Consider the following 23422-nt stretch of genomic DNA (forward strand, 5'->3'; position numbering starts at 1 on the left):
CACGAAACCCTAAATACTGGAGCTTAAACCAACACGAAAGGTAAACCCAGGACTATAAATTCGATTCACCCTTTCATATTGTTCACCAAGTAAATTTTCTAAGTATACCGTCAACCCTAAATTTTTGCTTAAAGGAATACGGCCACTCATGTCTATGTTAAAAAATGATGGAGAAAAATCTCTAGTATTATCACCAGCTTTCGTAAAAATAGCCCGGCGAGTACCACTGTTATATGTCATGTACAAGTTTCCTTGCCATCCATTTTTTTCATAGCTAATACCAGTTTTAACAAGAGAGTAGGGAATAAAGGCTAATTGTAAGCCTCTCTCGGAGGCAATGGGACTGGTTTTAATTTCGGCATCTGTATAGGTGTAGTTAACGAAAGTTGACCAATCACGGGCAATTTTTAACTGTAATGCTGCTTCTAAACCATTGGTATTTACTAAACCAATATTTTCCCATTTGTTATCAAATATTCCTAAGCGATTATCTAAACTACTACCAAAATATGTAAATTGTCCTAACAAGTTTTTCGATAGATTTACATCTACTCCCCCAGTCCAAGCTGAACCTGTTTCTGGTTTTAAATTAGGGTTTGGATCCCAATTATGAACTGTATCATAAACATATAGTTGATCTAAACCAGGATTACGCTGTGCACCTGCCCAACTTCCCCGGAGAAAAACTTTTGGTGTCAAGCTATAACGCAAGCCTAGACTGGGATTGAGATAATTTCCAAATTGTCCATCAAAGTTTTGTCTGAATCCTAAATCAACTTGAAAAAGTTGGCTAACATTCCAAGTGTTGACAGCAAATAATCCTGTGTTAAACACACTGCGATCTTCTTTTTCATTTTTAGTAATTCTGGTGGGAACTGTACTCAAAACATCTCCATATAGGTCATGATTTTTTAGATCTAATCCCCAACGTAATAGATTATTTGCTGTCAGTTGCCAATCATGATTAATCCTGGCTGTAAATTGTTTTGTATCTAAAATTCCTGTGCGAGAAAAATTACCACTAGGTCCATAGGTACTAAAATAATTTTGGTTATAACCAATGGTAGTTGTTAAATTAGAATTGTCTCTAGCACCAAGTTTACTTTTCCAAGACAAGCCAATATTTAAACTATCATGATCTAAACGATCTTTTTGTAAGGGGAAGCCAAAATATACTAATCCACGCCGACTACTAAGAGTAGTAATATCTAAATTTAGAGAATTTTTCTGATTTAATTCTAGTCCCACACTACCAAAATACGTACTTGTAGCTGTATCAGCATTTGATAAAAATCCCTGGGAATCACGATTAGCTGCACCAACGGGTACAGCATAACGGTTGTCTATAAATTTTCTTTCAAAGCTAAAGTTATAGTTTAAACGATTGCTAGAACCACTATAAGTTAATTGTTGATTATTAAAATTTAGTGAGCCAAATTTGATATTAGTAGTCAATTTTGGTTTTCCATAACCTTCTTTGGTAATAATATTAATCACTCCGCCAAAGGCTGATGAACCATACAAGGTAGAAGTAGTACCGCTATATAATTCAACTCGTTCAATAGCTTCTACAGGAATACTATTTAAGTCTGTAGCTCCGTGATAAGTGCTAATATTATTATTAAATGGTCTACCATTAATTAAAAATACAGATTGATTAACTGATGCTCCTCGATAGTATGTACCTGTGTGAATATCTGCTCCATAACCAACATCATTGATAGCAAAACCTGGCATTCTTTTTAAAATATCAGCAACGCTAGTAGCACCTTGTTTTTCAATGTCTTCTTTTTCTACTACATAAGTTGGTGTAGATTCGGGAAGATTGTCTTTTTGTCCTATGGTTTCGATGTAAATATCTGCATCTTTGCCAGGTTTGTTATTAGTTTCTGGAGGGTTGTTTGATTGACTTGGTAGTTCAGATTCTCTGGTTTTTCCTGATGGTTCAGTTAATAATTCTGCTTGGGTATATGGTAGCTGAATTTCACTTAAATTGAGAATATCTGAACTGGCTTTTTTGATATTTTCTGGGTTTGGCTGATCAGCCGCAATGCTAGGAAAGGCTATGAGAAAATATATCATAGTAACAGGCGGTAGGAGAAAAATATTCTTCACTTTATTTACACTAAATACAAAAAACTACTAGGATATAGTGTGAATGTAATTGACAAGATATGTCAAAAGACAGGCTGTCATATTTTTTAGAGGTTGTTTTTAACAATCAAAGTCACCCTTTCTCAAAGAATTTAGGTGGATATAAAAGTTTTTAATACATATATAGCAAACAGTTTTTGATGTTTATATTTTATCTTGCCATTGTAAAGTTAATTAATGCTCTAATACCCTGCCTCTCTACACCACTAGATTTTAGTTTCCAGTTGAGGGCGGAGGTTTGGGCGGCTTGATCGAGAGAGCGATCGCCACTAGATTTAATTAATTGTACATTAGTAACATTCCCATTTTTATCAATATCTATAGCTACTTCTGTTTTACCTTCTATACCTCTGCGTCTGGCTATATCTGGATACTTAATATCACATATGAGGCAATCTGTACGATCTAATCGTGAGTTGATTACTGGTTCAGGTTTTGGGGTTGTATTTATTGTAGAGTTATCTCCTTTTTCGTCGCCAACGCCATTCCCAACGCCATTCCCAACCCCATTCCCAACCCCACTCCCAACCCCATTCCCAACCCCATTCCCAACCCCATTCCCAGAATTTTTATTTAAGGGGTTACTCAAAGTTTTATCGCCAATTTTGTCCACAGATGTAGGTAAACTTTGTGTTAGTTCTGGTGAACTAGTAGGAGTTGTAACTACAGTTGAGGAAGTGACACTAGGTTGAATTGTGCTATCAAGTGATTCCGGATATTTCGGATTGATATCACGTATTAAATTCGGTTCATTTTTTGGTATTTCATCTATTAGTTTCTGAGAATTTTGCACTAAATTGTCTTGGATTTCTTGAGGAATTGAACTGGGTTTATAAATATTATCATTATTATGATTATTTTTGATAGTTGGTGTTTTTTCAGCAACTGTTTTAAATTGATGATAAATTTTCGGTTTTCTAACTAAATTAGGTTGATAAATCTTATCATCATGAATATTTTTTATTTGTATTTTATTAGAGACTATTTTAGTTTGATCAGTAATTTTTGATGCTTGTGGTTCAGCAACTGTAGAAATTTGAGGAACAACAAATGATGATTTAAGATTAAGTTGACCTCCTCCCTGATTATTACCACCAATACTAGATTTATCTTTGATTTTGTTTTGATTATTTTCTATAGTTTGTACTAATTTCTGTGCTGGTATTTCCATAATTTGCACATCAATTGGTTGATATTTCACTTGAGGATCTTTCAACCACAGTTTACTAATATTTAAAGCTAATAGACCAATATGTAATAATACAGAAAATAGGATACTGTATACAATAAAATATTTCTGAGCTTCAGTTTCTTTTTCTCGTTGTTTTATGTTAGCAAAAGTCATGAGTGTTTTCTCTGGAATAATAACTAATTTGACTAAATATAACTATAATGACATAAGTAGTTATTTCCGTCAAAAGACAGTATGTCAAACTTCATTTCCAGTAGAATTAGTTATCCCATTTTTCAACTATTTACACCACACATTCATTCTGATATCCATTACACATAGGAGTCAACATCAATGTAGGGACAATTCATGAATTGTCCCTAAAAGGGATTCAATTCACCTGTCTGCCGACAGGCAGGCGGATATTGAATTACCACCAGATATTTATTGGCACTATTTATTGGCACCTTTGCCTCTAACCTACTTCCTACTTTACTTTGCTAATGCACCTTTGCGCGAAATAAAAACTGTGGTTCATTTACCTGAAAATATCTGTTTATTTGCCAAGCACTACTTAACAATTGTAGAAAATTAACTAAAGTACAGTTAAAAAAACTAACACAGGTAATGTGGGTTTCTTTATATAAACAGCAAGCTCAAATAAAACTTACAATTTTATGAGCAAATTATCCCAATCTATAGGATAATATGTTTTTTGTGTCATAATGGCACAATAATGATGTTGTTCTAAATACAGGGAATATCAAATGGCTCTTCGTCTTGGGGATACTGTACCAAATTTTACACAAGCCTCTACCCATGGTGAAATTGACTTTTACGCATGGGCAGGTGATAGCTGGGTAGTATTATTTTCTCATCCTGCTGATTTTACACCGGTTTGCACTACTGAATTGGGTACAGTGGCCAAATTAAAACCAGAATTTGACAAACGTAATGTTAAGGCGATCGCTCTCAGTGTTGATGATGTACAATCTCATAATGGTTGGGTAGGTGATATTGAAGAAACCCAAAATACCACTCTTAACTATCCCATTTTAGCCGATCCAGACCGTAAAGTTTCTGAACTTTATGACATGATACATCCTAACGCGGCAGCTACTGTTACTGTGCGCTCAGTATTCGTTATTGATCCTAACAAAAAGTTACGTTTGAGTTTTACTTATCCTCCCAGTACAGGACGTAATTTTGACGAAATTTTGCGCGTAATTGACTCTTTGCAGTTAACTGATAACTATAGTGTTGCTACTCCCGCAGACTGGCAAGATGGACAAGATTGTGTCATTGTACCATCTTTACAAGATCCTGAAGTCCTCAAAGAAAAATTCCCCAAGGGTTATCAAGTCATTAAACCTTATTTACGCATGACACCTCAACCTAACAAGTAACAACAAGTAACAGATTAATCAGATCCCCGACTTGTTAAAAAAGTGGGGGATCTAGTTAAGTTATTATCAATTATCAATTTTGTTATATGCCACACATAAAATAAATCATAGTGTGGGGTTTTCCGGTTTTTTATGTCAGCGTCAAGAATCACCGCACCTTGAGGTCGGTGAGTATGTCAATAGTTTATAAACTACTTTACATTAGTTCAGTTTAAAAAACATTATCATTTACCCATGCAATTAGAATTTAAAACATCTAGATCTACCATTACATCATTACTACTCATTGCTCCCTTTTTCCTTTGGGGTACAGCAATGGTAGCCATGAAAGGTGTTATACCTCACACTACACCATTATTTATGGCAGGAGTGAGATTAGTACCCGCAGGAATATTAATTTTAATTGCTGCCGCATTTATGGGTAGAAAACAACCTCAAGGATTATTAGCATGGTTATGGATTACTCTATTCGCTATAGTTGATGGTACATTATTCCAAGGTTTCTTAGCGGAAGGTTTAGTCAGAACCAGTGCTGGTTTAGGTTCGGTGATGATAGACTCCCAACCTTTAGCAGTAGCCTTACTTTCTTGGTGGTTATTTCAAGAGCATATTGGTTTATGGGGATGGATAGGATTAGCATTAGGCGTTATAGGTATTAGCTTAATCGGAATACCAGACGAAATAATTGTGAATATTGTTAATTTTTCTAACTCAGAAACATTATTGACTACTAAGGGATGGGAACAATTATTAACAGATATATTTACAGGTGGAGAATGGTTAATGTTACTAGCAGCTTTATCAATGGCTGTAGGTACAGTAATGATTAGGTTTGTATGTCGTTACGCTGATCCAGTAGTAGCCACAGGATGGCATTGTATCATAGCCGGTTTACCATTGTGGCTCATGTCTTATGTATGGGAAACTCAACAATGGCAAAATATCCTACCATCAAATTGGTTAGCTCTCAGTTATGCTACTATATTCGGTAGCGCGATCGCTTACGGTTTATTTTTCTACTTTGCTCAAAGTGGTAATCTCACAAGTCTGAGTTCCCTCACTTTCCTCACTCCCATTTTTGCCTTAATATTTGGTCATATTTTCTTAACAGAAGTCCTCACTAACATCCAATGGTTAGGAGTTATTATCACCCTAATTAGTATTTATTTGATCAACCAACGGGAAAATCTGCTCAGAAAGAATAATCAAGCTACAATTAATGATCAAAGTGTTCCAGAAAATGTATTAGGAAAACCAACCCTTTTACAAAATACATCCACTAATCAAATCAGTAAAATTACTGTGAACATGGCACAATCTCAGTCAAATATAAAACCCTAAATCAACACCCGATTACTAAATTAAATTTTTAGCTGGAGATTAAGATCTAGTCGTAGGTATGGGCGGCTATAAAAAACCCCATAAAGAAGCATTATGGAGTCCCAGTTATTTTGCTATCTCTGTAGGAGGTGCGCAGCTAGAGATATTAAAGGAGTATATCAAAAATCAAGAAAAGCCGTCCTAGAAGGACGGGGCTTGTATCCCATTATTTTCGGTCAGACAAAATGCCATACGGGATTTATCACGTATTCATGATATGATAGAAAAGGTGAGCCAAACCTTGTATTTATCTCTATCAGATGAGGATCCAGAAGTACAAGTTACGGCAAATAAGCCTTAAAACAGATTAATGCTTTACCTAAAAATCATTATTCAGAAAATAGACCATCAGAAGAAAGAGCTATTTCCTAGCTAACAAATGATTATACCACCATATATCAAACCAGGTGATTTATTGCGTGTCATTGCTCCCAGTGGTGCATTAAGAGAGTTTACAGCTTTTAATGAAAGTTTGCAAATTTGGCGATCGCTAGGTTATAAAATCCAAATTAGTGATAACATAGAAGCCCAACACGGCTATCTTGCGGGAACAGATCAACATCGTCAACAGCAATTATTAGAAGCATGGCATGATCCCCAATGTCGTGGTATTATCTGCACCAGAGGGGGATTTGGTAGTACCCGCATTTTAGAAAATTGTCACTGGCCAGAAAATACCCAAGATCCTAAATGGGTAATAGGTTTTTCTGACATCACAGCCCTACTCTGGCGGCTATACAACGTCGGTATAGTGAGCGTACATGGTCCCGTACTCACTACCCTAGCCAACGAGGCACAATGGTCCATAGAAAGGCTGTATAACCTATTATCAGGTGGTGTTCTAGCACCATTACAGGGACAAGGATGGGGAGGAGGAAAAGTTACAGGAGTATTACTACCAGGTAATTTAACCGTTGCTACCCATTTATTAGGAACAGCAATTTTACCTAACCTAGATGGAGTAATATTGGCATTAGAAGACGTAACAGAAGCACCTTATCGGATAGATAGAATGTTGACACAATGGCGTTTAAGTGGGGTGTTGTCGAAAGTTGCGGGAATAGCATTAGGGGGGTTTACCAAATGTGAAGCACCAGCAAATATACCCAGTTTTACAGTAGAGGAAGTATTAAGAGAGCGTTTAGCGGATCTAAATATACCTATAGTATCTCACTTACCCTTTGGCCATGATAATCCTAATGCAGCGTTACCAGTGGGAGTATCAGCAACATTAGATGGAGATCAAGGAGTATTAGAAATTATTAACTATATTTGAAAACTATCATTAAAATCCAACTTATGCAATAATGACAGTGATACATATTCAGTCTGTAAAAATACAAAAATCATGGATGAAAACTTAATCATAGATGTTGGTGTGCACACAGGAGAAGACACAGAATATTATTTAAAGAAAGGCTTTAGAGTGGTGGGGATAGAAGCAAACCCAGAAATTTATGAACTAACAAAAAACAAACTCCAATCATACATCACCAATGGTCAACTACAACTTCTCAATATTGCCATAGCTCCCCAAGATGGTGAAATTACCTTCTATTCTAACTTAGAAAAAAGTATTTGGGGAACAACCTCCCCAGACTTTGTTCGTCGTAGCGAAATTCTTGGTACTAAATCAGTAGCTATCACAGTTAAAGGAACTAGATTTGAAAATATTCTACAAGAATTTGGCATTCCTTACTATTTAAAAATTGATATTGAAGGTGCAGATATATTGTGTATAAAGGCATTGAGAGAATTTGATAATAGACCAAAATTCATATCTATAGAATCCCCAAAACTTTCTTGGAATGATTTACTAGAAAAATTTCAGATATTTGAAGAACTAGGTTATGAGAAATTTAAAGTTATTAACCAAGCAAAAATATCTCAACAAACTTGTCCCTATCCAGCAAAAGAAGGAAAATACGTCGAGCATGAATTTCAATATGGTTGTAGCGGTTCATTTGGAGAAGAAACACCAGGTAAATGGTTGTCAAAAACAGCAGCCATAAATATCTACAAACGCATTTTTTCGTTTTATAAAATATTGGGTATTGAGGGAATTATTTATAAATATCCTTGGGGTAAGATGCTCATAGAAGGACTGAATCTTAAAGAGCCATGGTATGATACTCATGCCAGTTTGTAAAAGTAGATTAGGCTTCTAGCCCGATTTCCTAATTATTTTCTAGTGGTAATTTATGAATTACTAATACCTTCGTTATTTTTTGTCTAAGTTCTGAACAAGCAAAATTGAAAACTTGTTCAGCAAACTTTTCTGAAAACATGGTATTTTTATTCCAGTATCATTGATCTTCCTGAAAACAATGCCGAGTATCCAATTTGACACAAAACCAGAAATTTCTGTCATTCTTGCCACATATAACCGCTCAGATTATTTAAGGAATTGTATTAATAGCGTTATTGAGCAAACCTTTGAGAATTGGGAATTGGTTATAGTTGATGATGGTAGTGAAGATAACACCACAGAAGTAGTTAATTCCTATCTCCAGGAATACCGGAATATTCGTTATATTAAACATCAAAATCGTAAAGCCGCTTATGCCAGGAATGCAGGTATTCAAGCATCTTTTGGGAATTATATCACATTTATTGATAGTGACGATACTTATAAACCACATCATCTGAAATCAAGATTAGAATTTATGCAGGGTAATTCAGAAATTGATTTAATTGAAGGAGGATGTGAAATGCAAGAATTTTTTGTAGTTGATTATTTTCAACCTCATAAATTAATTAGTGTGAAAGAATGTGTTTTAGGAGGTACTTTTTTTGGTAAAAGGCAGGTATTTTTTGAATTAAGTGGATTTAATAATGTTGCTTATGGAGAAGATGCAGAATTTTGGAAAAGAGCTGAAAAAATCTTTAATACTTATCATCTGAAACAACCAGAAACTTATATCTATACTAGATCAGAAAATAGCATAACTAAAAAAGTTTTTGAGCAAATTTCCTCCCCTCTGGATGAAATTAAAGCTATAGCTCGTAAAATTATGTGAATATATAGCTTTGACTAAGTTTTAGACTATTTGTGAAAATTACATACTAAACAAGTATATAAACCATAAAAATGAAGAAAATTAATCAACTGAGAAAAATTAGTATTTATTGGACTATTTGTAAGGATTATATTTGTAATACTATAGGTGATAATTGGCAGCGATCGCTATTAGCTATAATTATGGTTATCGGTTTGTTTTGTATATCTGGTTGCCAAATACAAACTAACAAAGACTATCAAAATAATCAAGTAGTTTACCTAAATCTTTGGCAAGGAATCAACCCACCTAAAAATCGAGATGTTTTTAACAAATTAGTAGACAAATTCAATCAAAGTCATCCTGATATTCAAGTTAAATCTATCTTTTCTGGTGCAAATAATCCTTTGGCAAAAATATTGACAGCAGTTGTGGGTAATTCTGCTCCAGATATGTTGATATTTTATCCTCAACTTACAGGTCAGTTTGTACAACTAGAAGCTATTAAACCCTTAGATGATTGGTTTAATCAACTACCAATAAGATCAGATGTTATATCTACTCTATTACCAGAACTCAAATTGGATGGTCATCTTTGGTCTATTCCTTATAGTACGGCTAACCTGGGTATTTTTTATCGTCCCGATCTTTTTCAAGCCGCAGGAGTTACAGAAACACCAAAAACTTGGGATGAATTAAGAGCAGTTGCTAAAAAGTTAACTATAGATAAAAATGGTGATAAAAGACCAGAACAATATGGAATATTATTACCTCTAGGTAAGCAGGAATGGACTGTATTTTGTTGGTTTCCTTTCTTATTAGGTGCAGGAGGTGACATACTAGATGATAATTATCCTAATTTAACTAATTCTGGTGCTATTACTGCTTTAAAATTCTGGGAAAATTTAATCAAAGATGGTACAGCAACTCTTTCACCTCCTGAAAGAGGTTATGAAGAAGATGCTTTTATTAGTGGTCGTATTGCTATGCAAATTACCGGACCTTGGACTTATATTACAACATCTCCAGTTAAATATGATGTGTTTCCAATTCCTGCAAATATTAATAGAGCAACAACTACAGGTACTGGTAATTTATTTTTGATGAAAACAACACCAGAAAAAGAAAAAGCAGCATTGAAGTTTTTTGAGTTTGTGTTAAGTGAACAGTTCCAAACTGAATGGGCTATAGGTACGGGTTTTTTACCTGTAAATATCAAATCTGCTCAAAGTCAAGAATATCAAGAATACGTCAAATCAAAACCTTGGTTAAAAGTATTTTTAGATCAGATATCAGTGGCTGGTTCTCGTCCTATTTTAGCTGGTTATAGTCGCATTTCTGATAATTTAGGTAGGGCTATTGAAGAAACTTTATTAGGTAAATCTTCGGCTGAAGTGGCTTTACAAGCAGCACAAAAACGTTTGGAGTTAATTTGGCCAGATCGGAATTTTTAAATATAGTTTTTATAGTTTTTAACTATAAGCAACTATAAGCAACTATAAGCTATTTAAAACACCAAAACTGCAAATTAGCATACTCTAAAAATGTGGGTATTCAAGCCTCATTACAGCGATTTTCATGTATTTAAGCCAGAAAATTTAGAATCCCTCAATGAAGCGATGACGATCGCAGTTAAGTTAATTATATTACATAAGATGATGCCTTCAACTGGTTCAACCACTGTGGCTTATTTACTTTAAAACTGCTGCAATTCCTGTGCTTTCCCTAAAGCGAAGGCATAATTCTGAAAGTAGTAAATCATTTTTTTCATCAAGCCAAGACTTAATCATGTTCAGATATTCATCTTCAATTAAGCTATAGAATATCCATTTTTTTAGTTAGTAATTGTAGGTTGAGTTAAAGCACAAAACCCAACCTACATATTGTTTTAAACAGTAGCTAAAACAGGTGTAAAGTTAATAGCTGCAAATGAATTAGATGCTGATGATGGGTAAATTTCACAGGAGTTATTAGGACTTTCTACAAGTTTAATTTTATGTAGTGTTGCTCCCAATTCTTGAATCGGCGATCGCAAAATATTGCTAATATAAAAAGCGATATTTTCGGCCGTGGGTACAACTTCCGTAAAATAGGGAACATCTATATTTAAAAAGCCATGATCACAAGGTTCAATTACATAATCTGTAATCAACTTATTTAAACCTATTAAATCCACCGCCATACCAGTAAAATCATCAATTTTACCTTTGACAGTTACTTCTAATTGATAATTATGCCCATGGCCATTAATGCGAGAACATTTACCATAAACTTCTCGATTTTTTTCTAAACTCAAATTATTATGAGCTAATCTGTGGGCAGAACTAAATTCGCTTTTTACAGTCAAGAAAATCTCTTTTTCATTACCTACATAATCTACCCATAATTGGGAACTTTCATAAAGTCTAATTTGAGTTAATTTTGCCCCTAATTTATTAATAGGAGATGCCAGTAAATTACTCATGTAAAAAGCGATATTTTCAGTGGTAGGAACAATGTTTGTAAAATAAGGAATGTCATCATTTATGCAAGAATGATCAAACAGTTGCACTACATTATTTTCTACTACTTCCTGTAAAGAAGTTAAATCAATAATCATTCCTGTGCGTTTATCCATTTCTCCTGCTACAGTCACTTCTAAATGGTAATTATGTCCATGAGTGCGAGTACATTTACCATATTGCTCAGGACTAAGATTAGGAGCTAAACGATGAGCCGCACTAAAATGAGTAGAAATACTTAAACTAGCTTCATTACCATTACCTGTATAGTCCGCGTAAAGTAGTGGCTGTTCATATAAACGCACACCAACTACAGCTAAATGAGGTTTTAAACGTTGCCAAATTACCCTAGCAATGTTTTCATTAGTAGATAAAGTTTCTTGAAATTCTGGCCACACATCATTAAGATAAGAAAAGTCTAATGGATTTGTCACTTCTCGCTTAATAACTTGTTTAACATCGGACAAATTTAACACCATCCCATATTCGTCTAACTCACCCGCAAGGGAAATAAAAAGGGTATAATTATGGCCTTGTCCGGGAAATTTAGAAGAAAGTCCGAATTTGGCTCTATTTTCAGCTTCAGAGAGTTCTGGTAAGGAATAATGATGACTAGCTAAAAACTGCGCCCGGCGATTGATTATACACTGCATAGGTACACCGCAAATAGAATGTAATATTTCTTAATCTTTTGTTATTTACAGTGTAAACTAATTTGTTACTTAGTGGTTAGTTATTTTTTTACAGTAACTATTGATTAATTTTGTGATTAATTTTGGATGGGTAAAATGTCAGGAGATCGATGAGTCAGTAGGGGTTTAGCACTGATAAACCCGTACAAGGAGTCAGAATAAACAATTTTAATTTTCTCCCTGCTCCCTATTCCCTCCCTTACTAATCATTAATTTTTGTAAACTAATGTAAAGCAACTTTAAAACCTAACCAACTATGCGGATCAACAGTAATCTAGTGATGATAAGCTAAACAGTGAAATTAACTGATTTTAGGATGAACTATTAAATGGGTGTTTCCTCCAATGATCCTCTCCTGCTTCGCGCTGCGCGTGGTGAACAAGTAGATCGTCCCCCTGTATGGATGATGCGACAAGCGGGACGCTATATGAAAGCGTATCGAGACTTACGGGAGAAGTATCCTTCTTTTCGGGAACGCTCGGAAATTCCTGATGTAGCGATCGCAGTCTCTCTCCAACCCTGGCGAGCTTTTCAACCCGATGGTGTGATTTTGTTTTCCGATATTGTCACTCCTTTACCTGGTATGGGAATTGACATGGATATTGCGGAAGGTAAGGGTCCAATTATTTTTAATCCCATCCGCACTCAGCAACAAGTTGATCAACTACATCTTTTAGAACCAGATACGGCTTTACCTTTTATTAAACCTATCTTAACATCATTAAGAGAAGAAGTGGGTAATCAATCAACTGTTTTAGGTTTTGTGGGCGCACCTTGGACATTAGCAGCTTACGCTGTGGAAGGTAAAGGTTCTAAAACCTATTCTGTGATTAAAAATATGGCCTTTTCTGATCCCAGTATCCTTCATCAACTGCTGAAAAAGTTTGCTGAATCTATTGCAGTATATGTACGCTATCAAATTGATTGTGGCGCACAAGTGGTACAAATGTTTGACTCTTGGGCAGGACAGTTAAGCCCTCAAGATTATGATACCTTTGCCGTACCTTATCAAAAAATGGTGTTTGATCTGGTAAAACAAACCCATCCTAATACACCTTTAATTTTATTAGTCACTGGTAGTGCAGGACTTTTAGAAAGAATGGCTACTTCTGGTGCTGATATTATTACGGTAGACTGGACAGTGGATATGGCTGATGCTAGAACTAGATTAGGTGAGAATATCAAAGTTCAGGGTAATCTTGACCCTGGTGTATTATTTGGTTCTCAGGATTTTATCCGCGATCGCGTTATTGATACTGTACGCAAAGCAGGTAATTGGGGACATATCCTCAACTTGGGACATGGTGTATTACCAGAAACACCAGAGGACAATGTGAGGTTCTTTTTTGAAACAGCAAAGCAAATCACATATTTGCCTTAGTTTCTAGGGTAGGCCAGGCCTACCCTAGTATTGTATTGGTAAACTTATAGCATTTTATAAACAGGTTGTTAAAAAATCTTACATGAAATGCTCCTCCACAGGAAAAGAAGTTTAAGCAGTTTATTTATACATTCAAAACTTTTCAAACATCCTCTAGCTGGATACCTGTTGATTAGGGTAAGGTTGGTTATAGTAATTGTAATAATAATTGTAATTTCTGGCACGATTTTTATCTGCATTAACCACCATTCCTAAAATATTAATAGGAGAAACTTTTAAACTCTCCTGTAGTTCAAGCATAGACGATTTATCAGTTTTATTCATTCTAACAACCAACATTACACCATTAGTATGTGGTGCAATCAATCTAGCATCCACTAAACTTAACATTGGAGGCGCGTCATAAATTACCAAATCAAAATTATCATGAAAATAATCCATTAACTGCTTCATCTTATCTGAAGATAATAATCTAGCAGGGTCGGGAGGTAAAGAACCTGCTGTAAGCACAGATAGATTGGAAAAATCTGGTAATTCTTGAATGATTTGTTCACAAGGTATATTAGTAGCAATTAAATTACTTAATCCCCACAAGTTTTTTAATCCTGCTAATTTATGAACAGAAGAAAGACGTAAATCAGTATCTACCAGCAATACCTTTTTTCCCATAGATGCAACTGTCTTTGCCAAATTGAAAGATACCGTACTTTTACCATCTCCTGGTAGAGATGAAGAAATAACTAAAGAATTAATCGGTTGATCGGAATTTAGTAGTTGAATATTGGAATATAAAATTTGGAGAGCCTCGGAAAATCCCCCTTTTTGATAATAATAATAACTTCTTTTGGAAGAACGGGAATTATTAAGTCCTAAAATATTACGTAATTCAAGTTTATTCTCTACCTGATCATCTAATGATTCGTTATCAGGATTTGCACTTTTATCTTTAACTAACATAGACTTATCAAAGGGGAGAATTCCCAGTATAGGAAATCTAATTTTTTCCTTAACTTGATCAACACTATGATAAATAGTATCTATTTTTTCCATCAATAAACCAGTACCCACACCTAACAAAGAACAGGCTACCATTCCTAACAACATCTGCCGAGGAATATTTGGACTTATAGGGAACCGTGGTTGTTCTGCTGCTTTAATTAAGGACCAGGGAAGTTCTGTTTGTGCTACTTCTATTTGTAATCTTTCCTTATTAGCTAAAAATCGAGTCAAACTTTCATTCGCTAATTGTAAATTTAATACAATAGTTGCATATTGTCTAGTTAAAACTGGTAATTGAGTTAATTTTTGCTGTAATTGTCGTTCTGTTTGCATTAATAACTGATTATCTACTTCTACCTTTTTTAAGTTACTTTCTGCTTCTGCTAATTTGAGAGTTAATACTCGTCTTGTCTCTTGTTGGATTAGTGGTGCGAGGTTACTCTTTTTTTCCTGTAAAGTGACAATAACTGGGTTGTTAGGCGAAAATCTCGCTAATTCTCCAGATATTTGCACTTCTAATTGACGCTGTTGGGCAATTAATTGCTGATAATTTGGAGAATTATTGAGAATTAATAATTGTTCTTGTGGCTGTTGTAAACTCAGATAATTATTTCTAGCAGCAACTATTTGTTGATTAAGGGTTAAACGTTGCTGACTCAGAAGTTGTATTTGTGAAGAAATAGCTGATGATTGATTTTCTGGATCAATAAAATTATATCTTTGTCGAAATATTTGTAGTTCTTTTTGTAATTTTTCCACACGATTTTCAATCTTAGGAAATTGCTCATCTACGAACTTCATTGCTTGTCTTAACTTAGTTTGACGTTGATCTAAACTATACTTTAAGAAATTTTTTGATAGAACATCTAAGACAGTTTTAATCTTTTTAGGATCATTGCTTTTATAGGCAACTTCTAGTATCTTAGTTTCTCCAACACGACGAATAGTTAAATTTTGCACCAAGTAAATATATGTAATATCTGGATAAATTTTCTGCAATTCTTGTATAGTTTTTTCTAAAGTCTCCCGACTTTTCAATACTTGAATCTGACTTTCATAATCCAGACCTTGGCGCTTAATCAACTGAGATTCTGTTAAAGTTAATTGATCTGTAGCATCACTATCAATAGGCTCAACTAATACTTGAAAACTTTCTTGATATATTGGTTCTTGATTCATTGCTGAGTATGTTACACCTGTCATCCCTAGTATAATAACTCCAGTAATGGTTAAAGCGTGCCGTTGTAAAATACCTAAATAGTCTTTTAAAGATTTATCATCTTCCTGGGTAATCAACGATGATAAGATAGAAGGTGCTAATTCACGATTTCTTGTTGCTAATAGTCCGTTTTCTGGAAAATTTGAGGTTGTATGATGGTTGTTCATAAATTTCGTTAATTTCCCTTACATCAATATTTGATTTGCATTTATTAAACAAGTCCTGGCGTGATTATAGCAAATTAATGACTTATTTATATCTCAATATCAATTTAGTATATTTTTGGTATATTTTACACATCTAGGACTTACACATTGACAGAATCAACTAAATATCGGCTATGGGTTTGGAGGATTTTAACTTGGTTTTTTGATGATTTTTGAGTGATAGCTTCCCTTGCCGTAGGCATTGCTATTGATCGGAAGTTAATCGGCAAGAGCCTGCGAGGGATTTTAGTTCATGGACATCATGGTGAATTTGTACAGTGCGTAAGTCCTAACATTTTTAGTGGAGGTAAATTACAGGGTTGGGTTTTAGAGAACGAAAAAACTTTCTGAAAGTTTCAAGTACATGGTAACTATAATTTAACCATAGACGAATACAGCATGGAAATATGGAAAAAGTCGAAAAAGTTATTGGTATTGATCTAGGTACTACTAACAGTTGTGTTGCCGTATTAGAAGCTGGACAACCAACAGTAATTCTTAACGCCGAAGGCGGACGCACGACACCTAGTATTGTTGCTTTTGGTAAGAACAGTGATCCTCTAGTGGGACAATTAGCCAAACGACAGTCTGTAACCAATGCAGAAAACACCATCTATAGTATCAAAAGATTTATTGGTAGACGGTGGGAAGATACAGAATTAGAACGCTCTCGTATACTCTACAGTTGTAAAAAAGGTCGGGATGAAACCGTTGATGTGGAAGTTAGAGGAATTAATTATACACCCCAGGAAATTTCCGCTATGGTATTGCAAAAGCTCAAAAAAGATGCAGAAAACTTTCTTGGCGAAACTGTAACAAAAGCAGTGATTACCGTACCAGCATACTTTACCGATGCTCAAAGACAAGCTACTAAAGATGCAGGTGCTATTGCTGGTTTGGAAGTGTTAAGAATCATCAATGAACCCACTGCTGCTGCCTTAGCTTTTGGCTTAGATAAACAAGATCAAGAACAGTTAATATTAGTATTTGACTTGGGTGGGGGAACATTTGATGTTTCGATCCTCCAAATAGGAGATGGAGTATTTGAAGTTAAAGCCACTTGTGGTAATAACCATTTAGGTGGAGATGACTTTGATAATACCATTGTCAAATGGATTACACAACAATTTTGGGAATATGAAGGTATCAATATTGCCGATGACAAAGTGGCTTTGCAACGGCTACGAGAAGCCGCGGAAAAAGCCAAGGTTGAATTATCTACCTTAGAAAGCACATCTATAAATTTACCATTTATCACAGCTGATCAAACTGGTCCAAAGCATTTAGAAATTGAATTACTTCGTACCAAGTTTGAAGAGTTAACTAAGGATTTAGTTCAAGCAACTATAGAACCATTAATGATGGTTTTGAAAGATGCCGATGTCACACCTCAACAAATTGAGAAAATTATCCTGGTGGGCGGATCTACTCGAATACCTGCCATCCAAAACGCATTAATTAAGTTCTTCAACGGAAAAACGCTAGATCGATCCGTAAACCCTGATGAAGCGGTGGCTTTAGGCGCAGCTATTCAAGCAGGAGTGTTAGGAGGAGAATTAAAATCTCTGTTACTTTTAGATGTCACACCCCTATCTTTAGGAGTGGAAACCCTGGGTGAAGTATTCACTAAAATTATTGAACGCAATACCACCATTCCTACAAGTAAATCTCAGGTATTTTCTACGGCTGTAGATGGCCAAACCTCTGTAGAGGTTCATGTTCTCCAAGGAGAAAGAGCTATGGCCCAAGACAATAAGTCTTTAGGCAAGTTTCTCTTAAATGGTATTCCCCCTGCACCTCGCGGCATACCACAAATTGAAGTGGTTTTTGAAATTGATGTTAATGGCATTCTGAAAGTAGCTGCTAAGGACAAAGGCACTGATAGGGAACAAAGCATCTGTATTACCAGTACAGGAGGATTAAGCAGCAATGAAATTGAAGATATGCGGAAACAAGCAGAATTATATGGTAAAGAAGATCAACGTCGTCGAGAACTAGTACAACTAAAAAATCAAGGTGATAATTTATTGATTAGTTATCGCAATTCATTACGCGACAATGCTGGACTCTTCGATGAAAAGTTAACTAAGACGGCTGATAAAAAAGCAGTACAATTGCAAATGGCTATGATTAATCCTAGTATTGCTCCAGCTAAATTAAGAAATATTCTGGAGGAATTCCAAGAAACTCTATTTGCTATTGGTGCGGATGTCTATAGATAGGGGTTGGTGAATAGATGCAAAATATAGATAAATTAAAGGTAAAGGTTTGAGGCTGATAAACACAGAAGGAGGTTGCAAGGGTTTTCAGTGTGAGAAATCAAAATTTTCAAATCCAAAAACTCCTTGAAGTACCGACCCTTGATCTCCTTATCCTCTAATTATCATATACTATTTGAAAAGTCAACAGGGTATTTTCCCCATTTAATAATTCGGTTAGTTCTTCTGTTCAAAGTCTGGGTTTTTTCGCATCTAAACAGCACAATTAGAAAAGTTATAGCTTTCAGCAGTAAGGAATCCGTAATTCTCATACAGTGATTGTTCGATTTTACTAATATTTGCTGGGTTAACAACTATCTGTTACAATAGATTATTAACAAAACCTTAAATGTTTTCTTGGACTAACTTAGTTCCTATCTTAGCTACTTCTGTTTCCATCTAAATTTTACCTTTGCTATATGTCCCGCGATTATTATGAAACTCTGGGTGTCCCTCGTGATGCCGACAAAGAACAAATTAAACAGGCTTACCGCCGTCTGGCTCGGAAGTATCATCCAGATGTGAACAAAGAAGCCGGAGCGGAAGAAAAATTTAAAGAAATTAACCGCGCTTATGAGGTACTTTCAGAGCCAGAAGTACGCGCTCGTTATGACCGCTTTGGCGAAGCCGGTGTATCTGGTGCTGCTGCTGGTGGTGGTTTCCAAGATATGGGCGATATGGGCGGTTTTGCGGATATTTTTGAAAGTATTTTCAGTAATTTCGGCGGTGGTGTCGGTGGTCCATCTCAACAACAAAGACGGCGCGGCGGTCCTGTACGCGGAGATGATCTGCGCTTGGATCTGAAGTTGGATTTTCGGGAGGCTATTTTTGGTGGAGAAAAGGAAATTCGCATCTCCCATTTAGAAACTTGTGAGGTCTGTGGTGGTTCAGGTGCTAAGGCCGGAACTAGGGCAAAAACCTGTGGTACTTGTGGCGGTTCAGGTCAGGTAAGAAGAGTGACTAGAACTCCCTTTGGGAGTTTTACTCAGGTTTCTACTTGTCCTACCTGTGATGGCACTGGATCTGTGGTGGAAGATAAGTGTGATGCTTGTGGTGGCAAGGGATCAAATCAGGTGACGAAGAAGTTAAAAATAAATGTCCCTGCTGGTGTGGATAATGGGACTCGTTTACGCATTTCTCAAGAAGGTGATGCAGGACAAAGAGGCGGTCCACCTGGTGATTTATATGTTTACTTGTTTGTCAATGAAGATGCACATTTCCATCGAGAGGGTATTAATATCATCTCGGAAATTAAAGTTAGCTATCTACAAGCCATTTTAGGCTGTCGTTTGGAGGTGGATACTGTTGATGGTCTGGTAGAGTTAATTATCCCTGCAGGTACTCAACCAGGTACTATTATGAAGTTGGAAAATCGCGGTGTGCCTCGTTTGGGTAATTCTGTTAGTCGCGGTGATCATTTGCTGACGGTGTTAATTGATATTCCTACTAAGATCACGGCGGAGGAACGGGAATTACTGGAAAAATTAGCTAAAATTAAGGGCGATCGCACTGGTAAGGGCGGTATAGAAGGTTTCTTGGGTAGTATTTTTAAATGAGATTAAATGAGTATGTCTTCTGTATTAACTCCTGATGCTCACTTAGATTTACGCGGTACTCCCTGCCCTATTAATTTTGTGCGGACAAAGTTACGTCTGGAACAAATGTCACCAGGGGCTTTACTGGAAGTATGGTTGGATGGTGGTGAACCTATTGAACAAGTACCTGATAGTCTGACTATGGCTGGTTTTCAAGTAGAACAAATCACGGACTGCTGCCAATATTTCGCTTTGTTTGTGCGTCGTTTGGGTACGACTACATGAACAGTAATTTACAAGGAACGGTTTTAGCTGTACAGGCTAATTTCTACCGCGTACAGTTACATGATTTAGGAGAGGAGCAGTTACTTCCTTCTCCTATACTAAATAATGTTAAACCTCCTGTGTTACTTTGCACTCGCCGCACTAGGTTAAAAAAAATTGGACAACAGGTAATGGTGGGCGATCGCGTAATTGTACAAGAACCAGACTGGTTAGGTGGTAGAGGGGCTATATCTGAGGTTTTAAACCGTGAAAGTGTGCTAGATAGACCAGCGATCGCAAATGTTAATCAAATTTTATTAGTATTTGCGGTGGCTGATCCACCTCTAGAACCTATACAATTAAGTCGCTTTTTAATTAAAGCAGAATCTACAGGAATAGATGTGATTTTGTGTTTAAATAAATGCGATTTAATTGATGAGGAAGAAAAACAAAAAATCGGCGATCGCCTAATTAATTGGGGTTATAAGCCTATATTTATTAGTGTACAAAATAATATTAATATTGGCGAAGTCGCTGATCATTTACATGATAAGATTACTGTAATTGCAGGTCCTTCTGGTGTGGGAAAATCTAGTTTAATAAATATGCTCATTCCTAATATTAATTTGCGTGTAGGAGAAGTTTCTGGTAAATTGGCTAAAGGTCGTCATACCACTCGTCATGTAGAATTATTTGAAATACCTAGCGGTGGTTTATTAGCCGATACTCCCGGTTTTAACCAACCTGATTTACATTGTACTCCAGAAGAATTAATTTACTATTTTCCTGAAGCTAGAAAACGCTTAGAAAGTGCAAATTGTCGGTTTAGTGATTGTTTACATCGAGATGAACCTAATTGTATTGTCGGTGATGATTGGGAAAGATATGAACATTATTTAGAATTTTTGGATGACGCGATCGCCCATCAAACCTATATTAAACAACAAACTGATCCTGAATCAACCTTAAAACTAAAAACCAAGGGAAAAGGAGAGAATAAATATGAACCCAAATTAGAAAGTAAAAAATATCGCCGTATTTCTCGTCGTGTACAAGTGCAAAATATCCAAAATTTTTATACAGAAAGTGAGGAGTAATTTTCTAAATTAGGACTTATAGAATGTTTAATTGTCAGAATCAGGATATTGAAAATTTAAGGATTTAAAGGATTTACAGGATGTTTGATTATCAGGAATTTGTGATGGATTTTGTAAATTAATATTATTCGATTCGAGAGAATTGATATTAAGCTGTTGTGCTTTTAATTTAGATAATAGATGCAAGCAAGATGCTCGCACTACGGTAATTTTAGGTTTTTTAGTTATACAGTGAGTGCTGCACATCAGCTGATTTGACTTTTTTTATTATTTTTTCAACTGTGTTAAACTTTTCGTGCCAACTTATAATACGATATACTTTGTTTTTAACATCCTGATTCAGACAAACATCCTGAAAATCCCCACATCCTGGAGATCCTGATTCAGAAAACATTCCCATATCGCAACCACAATAACATCTGGAAAAATCCTGATCCAGATCACCACAAATCCGGTATGATCTTAAAATATTGTTAAATTCTCCAAAGTTTCGCGCTTCAACCTATCCAATAAAAAACAAAACTATGTCTAAAGGTTACGTCGCACTTGTACTCCATGCCCATCTTCCTTTTGTACGTCATCCAGAAAGTGATTATGTGTTGGAAGAAGAATGGCTATATGAAGCCATTACAGAAACTTACATTCCCTTATTGAAAGTATTTGAAGGCTTAAAGCAAGATAATATAGATTTCAAACTGACTATGAGTATGACACCTCCTTTGGTGTCTATGTTACGTGATCCTCTGCTACAAGAAAGATATGAAGCGCATTTATCGCAACTAGAAGAACTAATAGAGTTAGAATGTGAGCGCAATATTCATAATGGGCATTTGCGTTATTTAGCCGAATACTACGCCAAAGAATTTAATGAAGCTCGTCAAATTTGGGAAAAGTACAATGCTGACCTAGTAACCGCCTTTAAACAATTTCAAGATTCTGGTAATTTAGAAATTATTACCTGTGGTGCAACTCATGGTTACTTACCATTGATGAAAATGTACCCAGAAGCAGTATGGGCACAAATTCAAGTAGCAGCAGAACATTATCAGGAAACCTTTGGAAAACCCCCCAGAGGAATTTGGTTGCCAGAATGTGCTTATTATGAAGGTGTAGAGAGAATGTTAGCGGATGCTGGTATTCGTTATTTTCTCACAGATGGTCATGGTATATTATATGCTCGTCCCCGTCCGCGATTTGGTAGTTACGCGCCAATTTTCACAGAAACAGGTGTAGCAGCTTTTGGAAGAGATCATGAATCTTCTCAACAAGTATGGTCATCAGAAGTAGGTTATCCTGGTGCTGCTGAATACCGAGAGTTTTATAAAGATTTGGGTTGGGAGGCTGAATACGAATATATTAAGCCTTATGTTATGCCCAATGGACAACGTAAAAATACTGGAATTAAATATCATAAAATTACTGGACGTGGTTTAGGTCTCTCGGATAAGGCATTATATGATCCTTACTGGGCAAAGGAAAAAGCCGCTGAACACGCTGCTAACTTTATGTATAATAGAGAACAGCAAGCAAGCCATTTAAACAGCATTATGGGTCGTCCACCTATTATTGTATCACCTTATGATGCAGAATTATTCGGTCATTGGTGGTATGAAGGTCCTTGGTTTATTGATTATCTGTTCCGTAAATCTTGGTATGATCAAAATACATATCAAATGACCCATTTAGCAGACTATTTGAGGGCTAATCCTACTCAACAAGTATGTCGTCCATCTCAATCAAGTTGGGGTTATAAGGGATTTCATGAATATTGGTTAAATGATACTAATGCTTGGATTTATCAGCATTTACATAAAGGTGCTGAAAGAATGATTGAAATTGCTAAACTCGAACCAGAGGACGAATTACAATGGAGAGCGTTAAATCAGGCTGCCCGTGAGTTATTATTAGCACAGTCTTCTGATTGGGCTTTTATTATGCGAACTGGGACAATGGTACCCTATGCTGTAAGAAGAACCCGATCGCACTTAACCAGACTAAATAAGTTGTATGATGATATCAAACTGCGTAAAATTGATAGTGGTTGGTTAGAGAAGGTGGAGTTGATGGATAATATTTTCCCCAATATTAACTATCGTGTTTATCGTCCCGCTTTTTAAGCCTATTTTTCACACATTCTGATCTTTGGGTTTAGCAGTGCTA

At 35.8% G+C, this 23422-nt stretch carries 18 protein-coding genes and 1 pseudogene; 15 read left to right on the forward strand and 4 right to left on the reverse strand.

Annotated features, from left to right (window positions below; all coding sequences use genetic code 11):
* Nucleotides 1-9: 9 nt before the first annotated feature.
* Entirely contained in the window at nucleotides 10-2082 is a 2073-nt protein-coding gene (locus H6F32_RS04490) for a TonB-dependent siderophore receptor (protein ID WP_190368144.1), read from the reverse strand.
* 223 nt (nucleotides 2083-2305) lie between these two features.
* A complete protein-coding gene (locus H6F32_RS04495; RefSeq protein WP_190368145.1) occupies nucleotides 2306-3499 on the reverse strand; it encodes an energy transducer TonB in 1194 nt (397 codons plus the stop codon).
* Nucleotides 3500-4092: 593 nt separating this feature from the next.
* On the opposite strand from H6F32_RS04495, the gene H6F32_RS04500 reads away from it, so the two are divergent.
* From H6F32_RS04500 to H6F32_RS04535, 8 genes and pseudogenes are all read left to right on the forward strand, one after another.
* Entirely contained in the window at nucleotides 4093-4731 is a 639-nt protein-coding gene (locus tag H6F32_RS04500) for a peroxiredoxin (protein WP_190368146.1), read from the forward strand.
* Nucleotides 4732-4965: 234 nt separating this feature from the next.
* The gene (locus H6F32_RS04505; RefSeq protein WP_190368147.1) at nucleotides 4966-6072 is read left to right on the forward strand and encodes a DMT family transporter; all 1107 of its coding nucleotides are present in this window, start codon (nucleotides 4966-4968) and stop codon (nucleotides 6070-6072) included.
* A gap of 70 nt (nucleotides 6073-6142) precedes the next feature.
* Nucleotides 6143-6256, forward strand: a pseudogene (locus tag H6F32_RS04510) (transposase); the annotation flags it as partial.
* 234 nt (nucleotides 6257-6490) lie between these two features.
* Complete coding sequence (locus H6F32_RS04515) at nucleotides 6491-7387, forward strand: LD-carboxypeptidase (RefSeq protein ID WP_190368148.1); 897 nt, start codon at nucleotides 6491-6493, stop codon at nucleotides 7385-7387.
* A gap of 72 nt (nucleotides 7388-7459) precedes the next feature.
* A complete protein-coding gene (locus H6F32_RS04520; protein WP_190368149.1) occupies nucleotides 7460-8260 on the forward strand; it encodes an FkbM family methyltransferase in 801 nt (266 codons plus the stop codon).
* A 178-nt stretch (nucleotides 8261-8438) separates the two neighbouring features.
* On the forward strand, nucleotides 8439-9131 hold the full coding sequence (locus H6F32_RS04525) for a glycosyltransferase family 2 protein (protein WP_190368150.1): 693 nt from the start codon (nucleotides 8439-8441) through the stop codon (nucleotides 9129-9131).
* 182 nt (nucleotides 9132-9313) lie between these two features.
* Nucleotides 9314-10564 carry an ABC transporter substrate-binding protein gene (locus H6F32_RS04530; protein WP_242031054.1) on the forward strand — a complete coding sequence of 417 codons (1251 nt, stop codon included), beginning with the start codon at nucleotides 9314-9316 and terminating at the stop codon, nucleotides 10562-10564.
* Between the two features lie 90 nt (nucleotides 10565-10654).
* A complete protein-coding gene (locus tag H6F32_RS04535) occupies nucleotides 10655-10810 on the forward strand; it encodes a hypothetical protein (RefSeq protein WP_190368152.1) in 156 nt (51 codons plus the stop codon).
* Between the two features lie 188 nt (nucleotides 10811-10998).
* Here H6F32_RS04535 and H6F32_RS21165 read toward each other — a convergent pair whose 3' ends face one another.
* Complete coding sequence (locus tag H6F32_RS21165; RefSeq protein ID WP_190368153.1) at nucleotides 10999-12264, reverse strand: 6-carboxytetrahydropterin synthase; 1266 nt, start codon at nucleotides 12262-12264, stop codon at nucleotides 10999-11001.
* 367 nt (nucleotides 12265-12631) lie between these two features.
* On the opposite strand from H6F32_RS21165, the gene hemE reads away from it, so the two are divergent.
* Nucleotides 12632-13684, forward strand: a complete 1053-nt coding sequence (gene hemE / locus H6F32_RS04545) for a uroporphyrinogen decarboxylase (protein ID WP_190368154.1) — start codon at nucleotides 12632-12634, stop codon at nucleotides 13682-13684.
* 153 nt (nucleotides 13685-13837) lie between these two features.
* On the opposite strand, the gene H6F32_RS04550 is transcribed toward hemE, so the two are convergent.
* Nucleotides 13838-16069, reverse strand: coding sequence for a polysaccharide biosynthesis tyrosine autokinase (locus H6F32_RS04550; RefSeq protein WP_190368155.1), 2232 nt, complete (start codon nucleotides 16067-16069; stop codon nucleotides 13838-13840).
* 216 nt (nucleotides 16070-16285) lie between these two features.
* Here H6F32_RS04550 and H6F32_RS04555 point away from each other — a divergent pair, with 216 nt between their 5' ends.
* The 6 genes from H6F32_RS04555 to H6F32_RS04580 all read left to right on the forward strand — a co-directional run bounded on the left by H6F32_RS04555 (nucleotide 16286) and on the right by H6F32_RS04580 (nucleotide 23379).
* Nucleotides 16286-16459 (forward strand): hypothetical protein, encoded by a 174-nt coding sequence (locus H6F32_RS04555; RefSeq protein ID WP_190368156.1) that lies wholly within the window; start codon nucleotides 16286-16288, stop codon nucleotides 16457-16459.
* A gap of 56 nt (nucleotides 16460-16515) precedes the next feature.
* Nucleotides 16516-18330 (forward strand): molecular chaperone DnaK, encoded by a 1815-nt coding sequence (gene dnaK / locus H6F32_RS04560; protein WP_190368157.1) that lies wholly within the window; start codon nucleotides 16516-16518, stop codon nucleotides 18328-18330.
* A gap of 455 nt (nucleotides 18331-18785) precedes the next feature.
* Nucleotides 18786-19922 carry a molecular chaperone DnaJ gene (gene dnaJ, locus H6F32_RS04565; RefSeq protein WP_190368158.1) on the forward strand — a complete coding sequence of 379 codons (1137 nt, stop codon included), beginning with the start codon at nucleotides 18786-18788 and terminating at the stop codon, nucleotides 19920-19922.
* 6 nt (nucleotides 19923-19928) lie between these two features.
* A complete protein-coding gene (locus tag H6F32_RS04570) occupies nucleotides 19929-20186 on the forward strand; it encodes a sulfurtransferase TusA family protein (RefSeq protein WP_190368159.1) in 258 nt (85 codons plus the stop codon).
* Nucleotides 20183-21262, forward strand: coding sequence for a small ribosomal subunit biogenesis GTPase RsgA (rsgA, locus tag H6F32_RS04575; protein WP_190368160.1), 1080 nt, complete (start codon nucleotides 20183-20185; stop codon nucleotides 21260-21262). Before H6F32_RS04570 ends, rsgA begins: the two co-directional genes overlap by 4 nt.
* Nucleotides 21263-21786: 524 nt before the next feature.
* Nucleotides 21787-23379 (forward strand): glycoside hydrolase family 57 protein, encoded by a 1593-nt coding sequence (locus H6F32_RS04580; protein WP_190368161.1) that lies wholly within the window; start codon nucleotides 21787-21789, stop codon nucleotides 23377-23379.
* Nucleotides 23380-23422: the final 43 nt, after the last annotated feature.

It is taken from the genome of Anabaena sp. FACHB-1237 (genome assembly GCF_014696225.1).
Taxonomy (GTDB): Bacteria; Cyanobacteriota; Cyanobacteriia; order Cyanobacteriales; family Nostocaceae; genus FACHB-1237.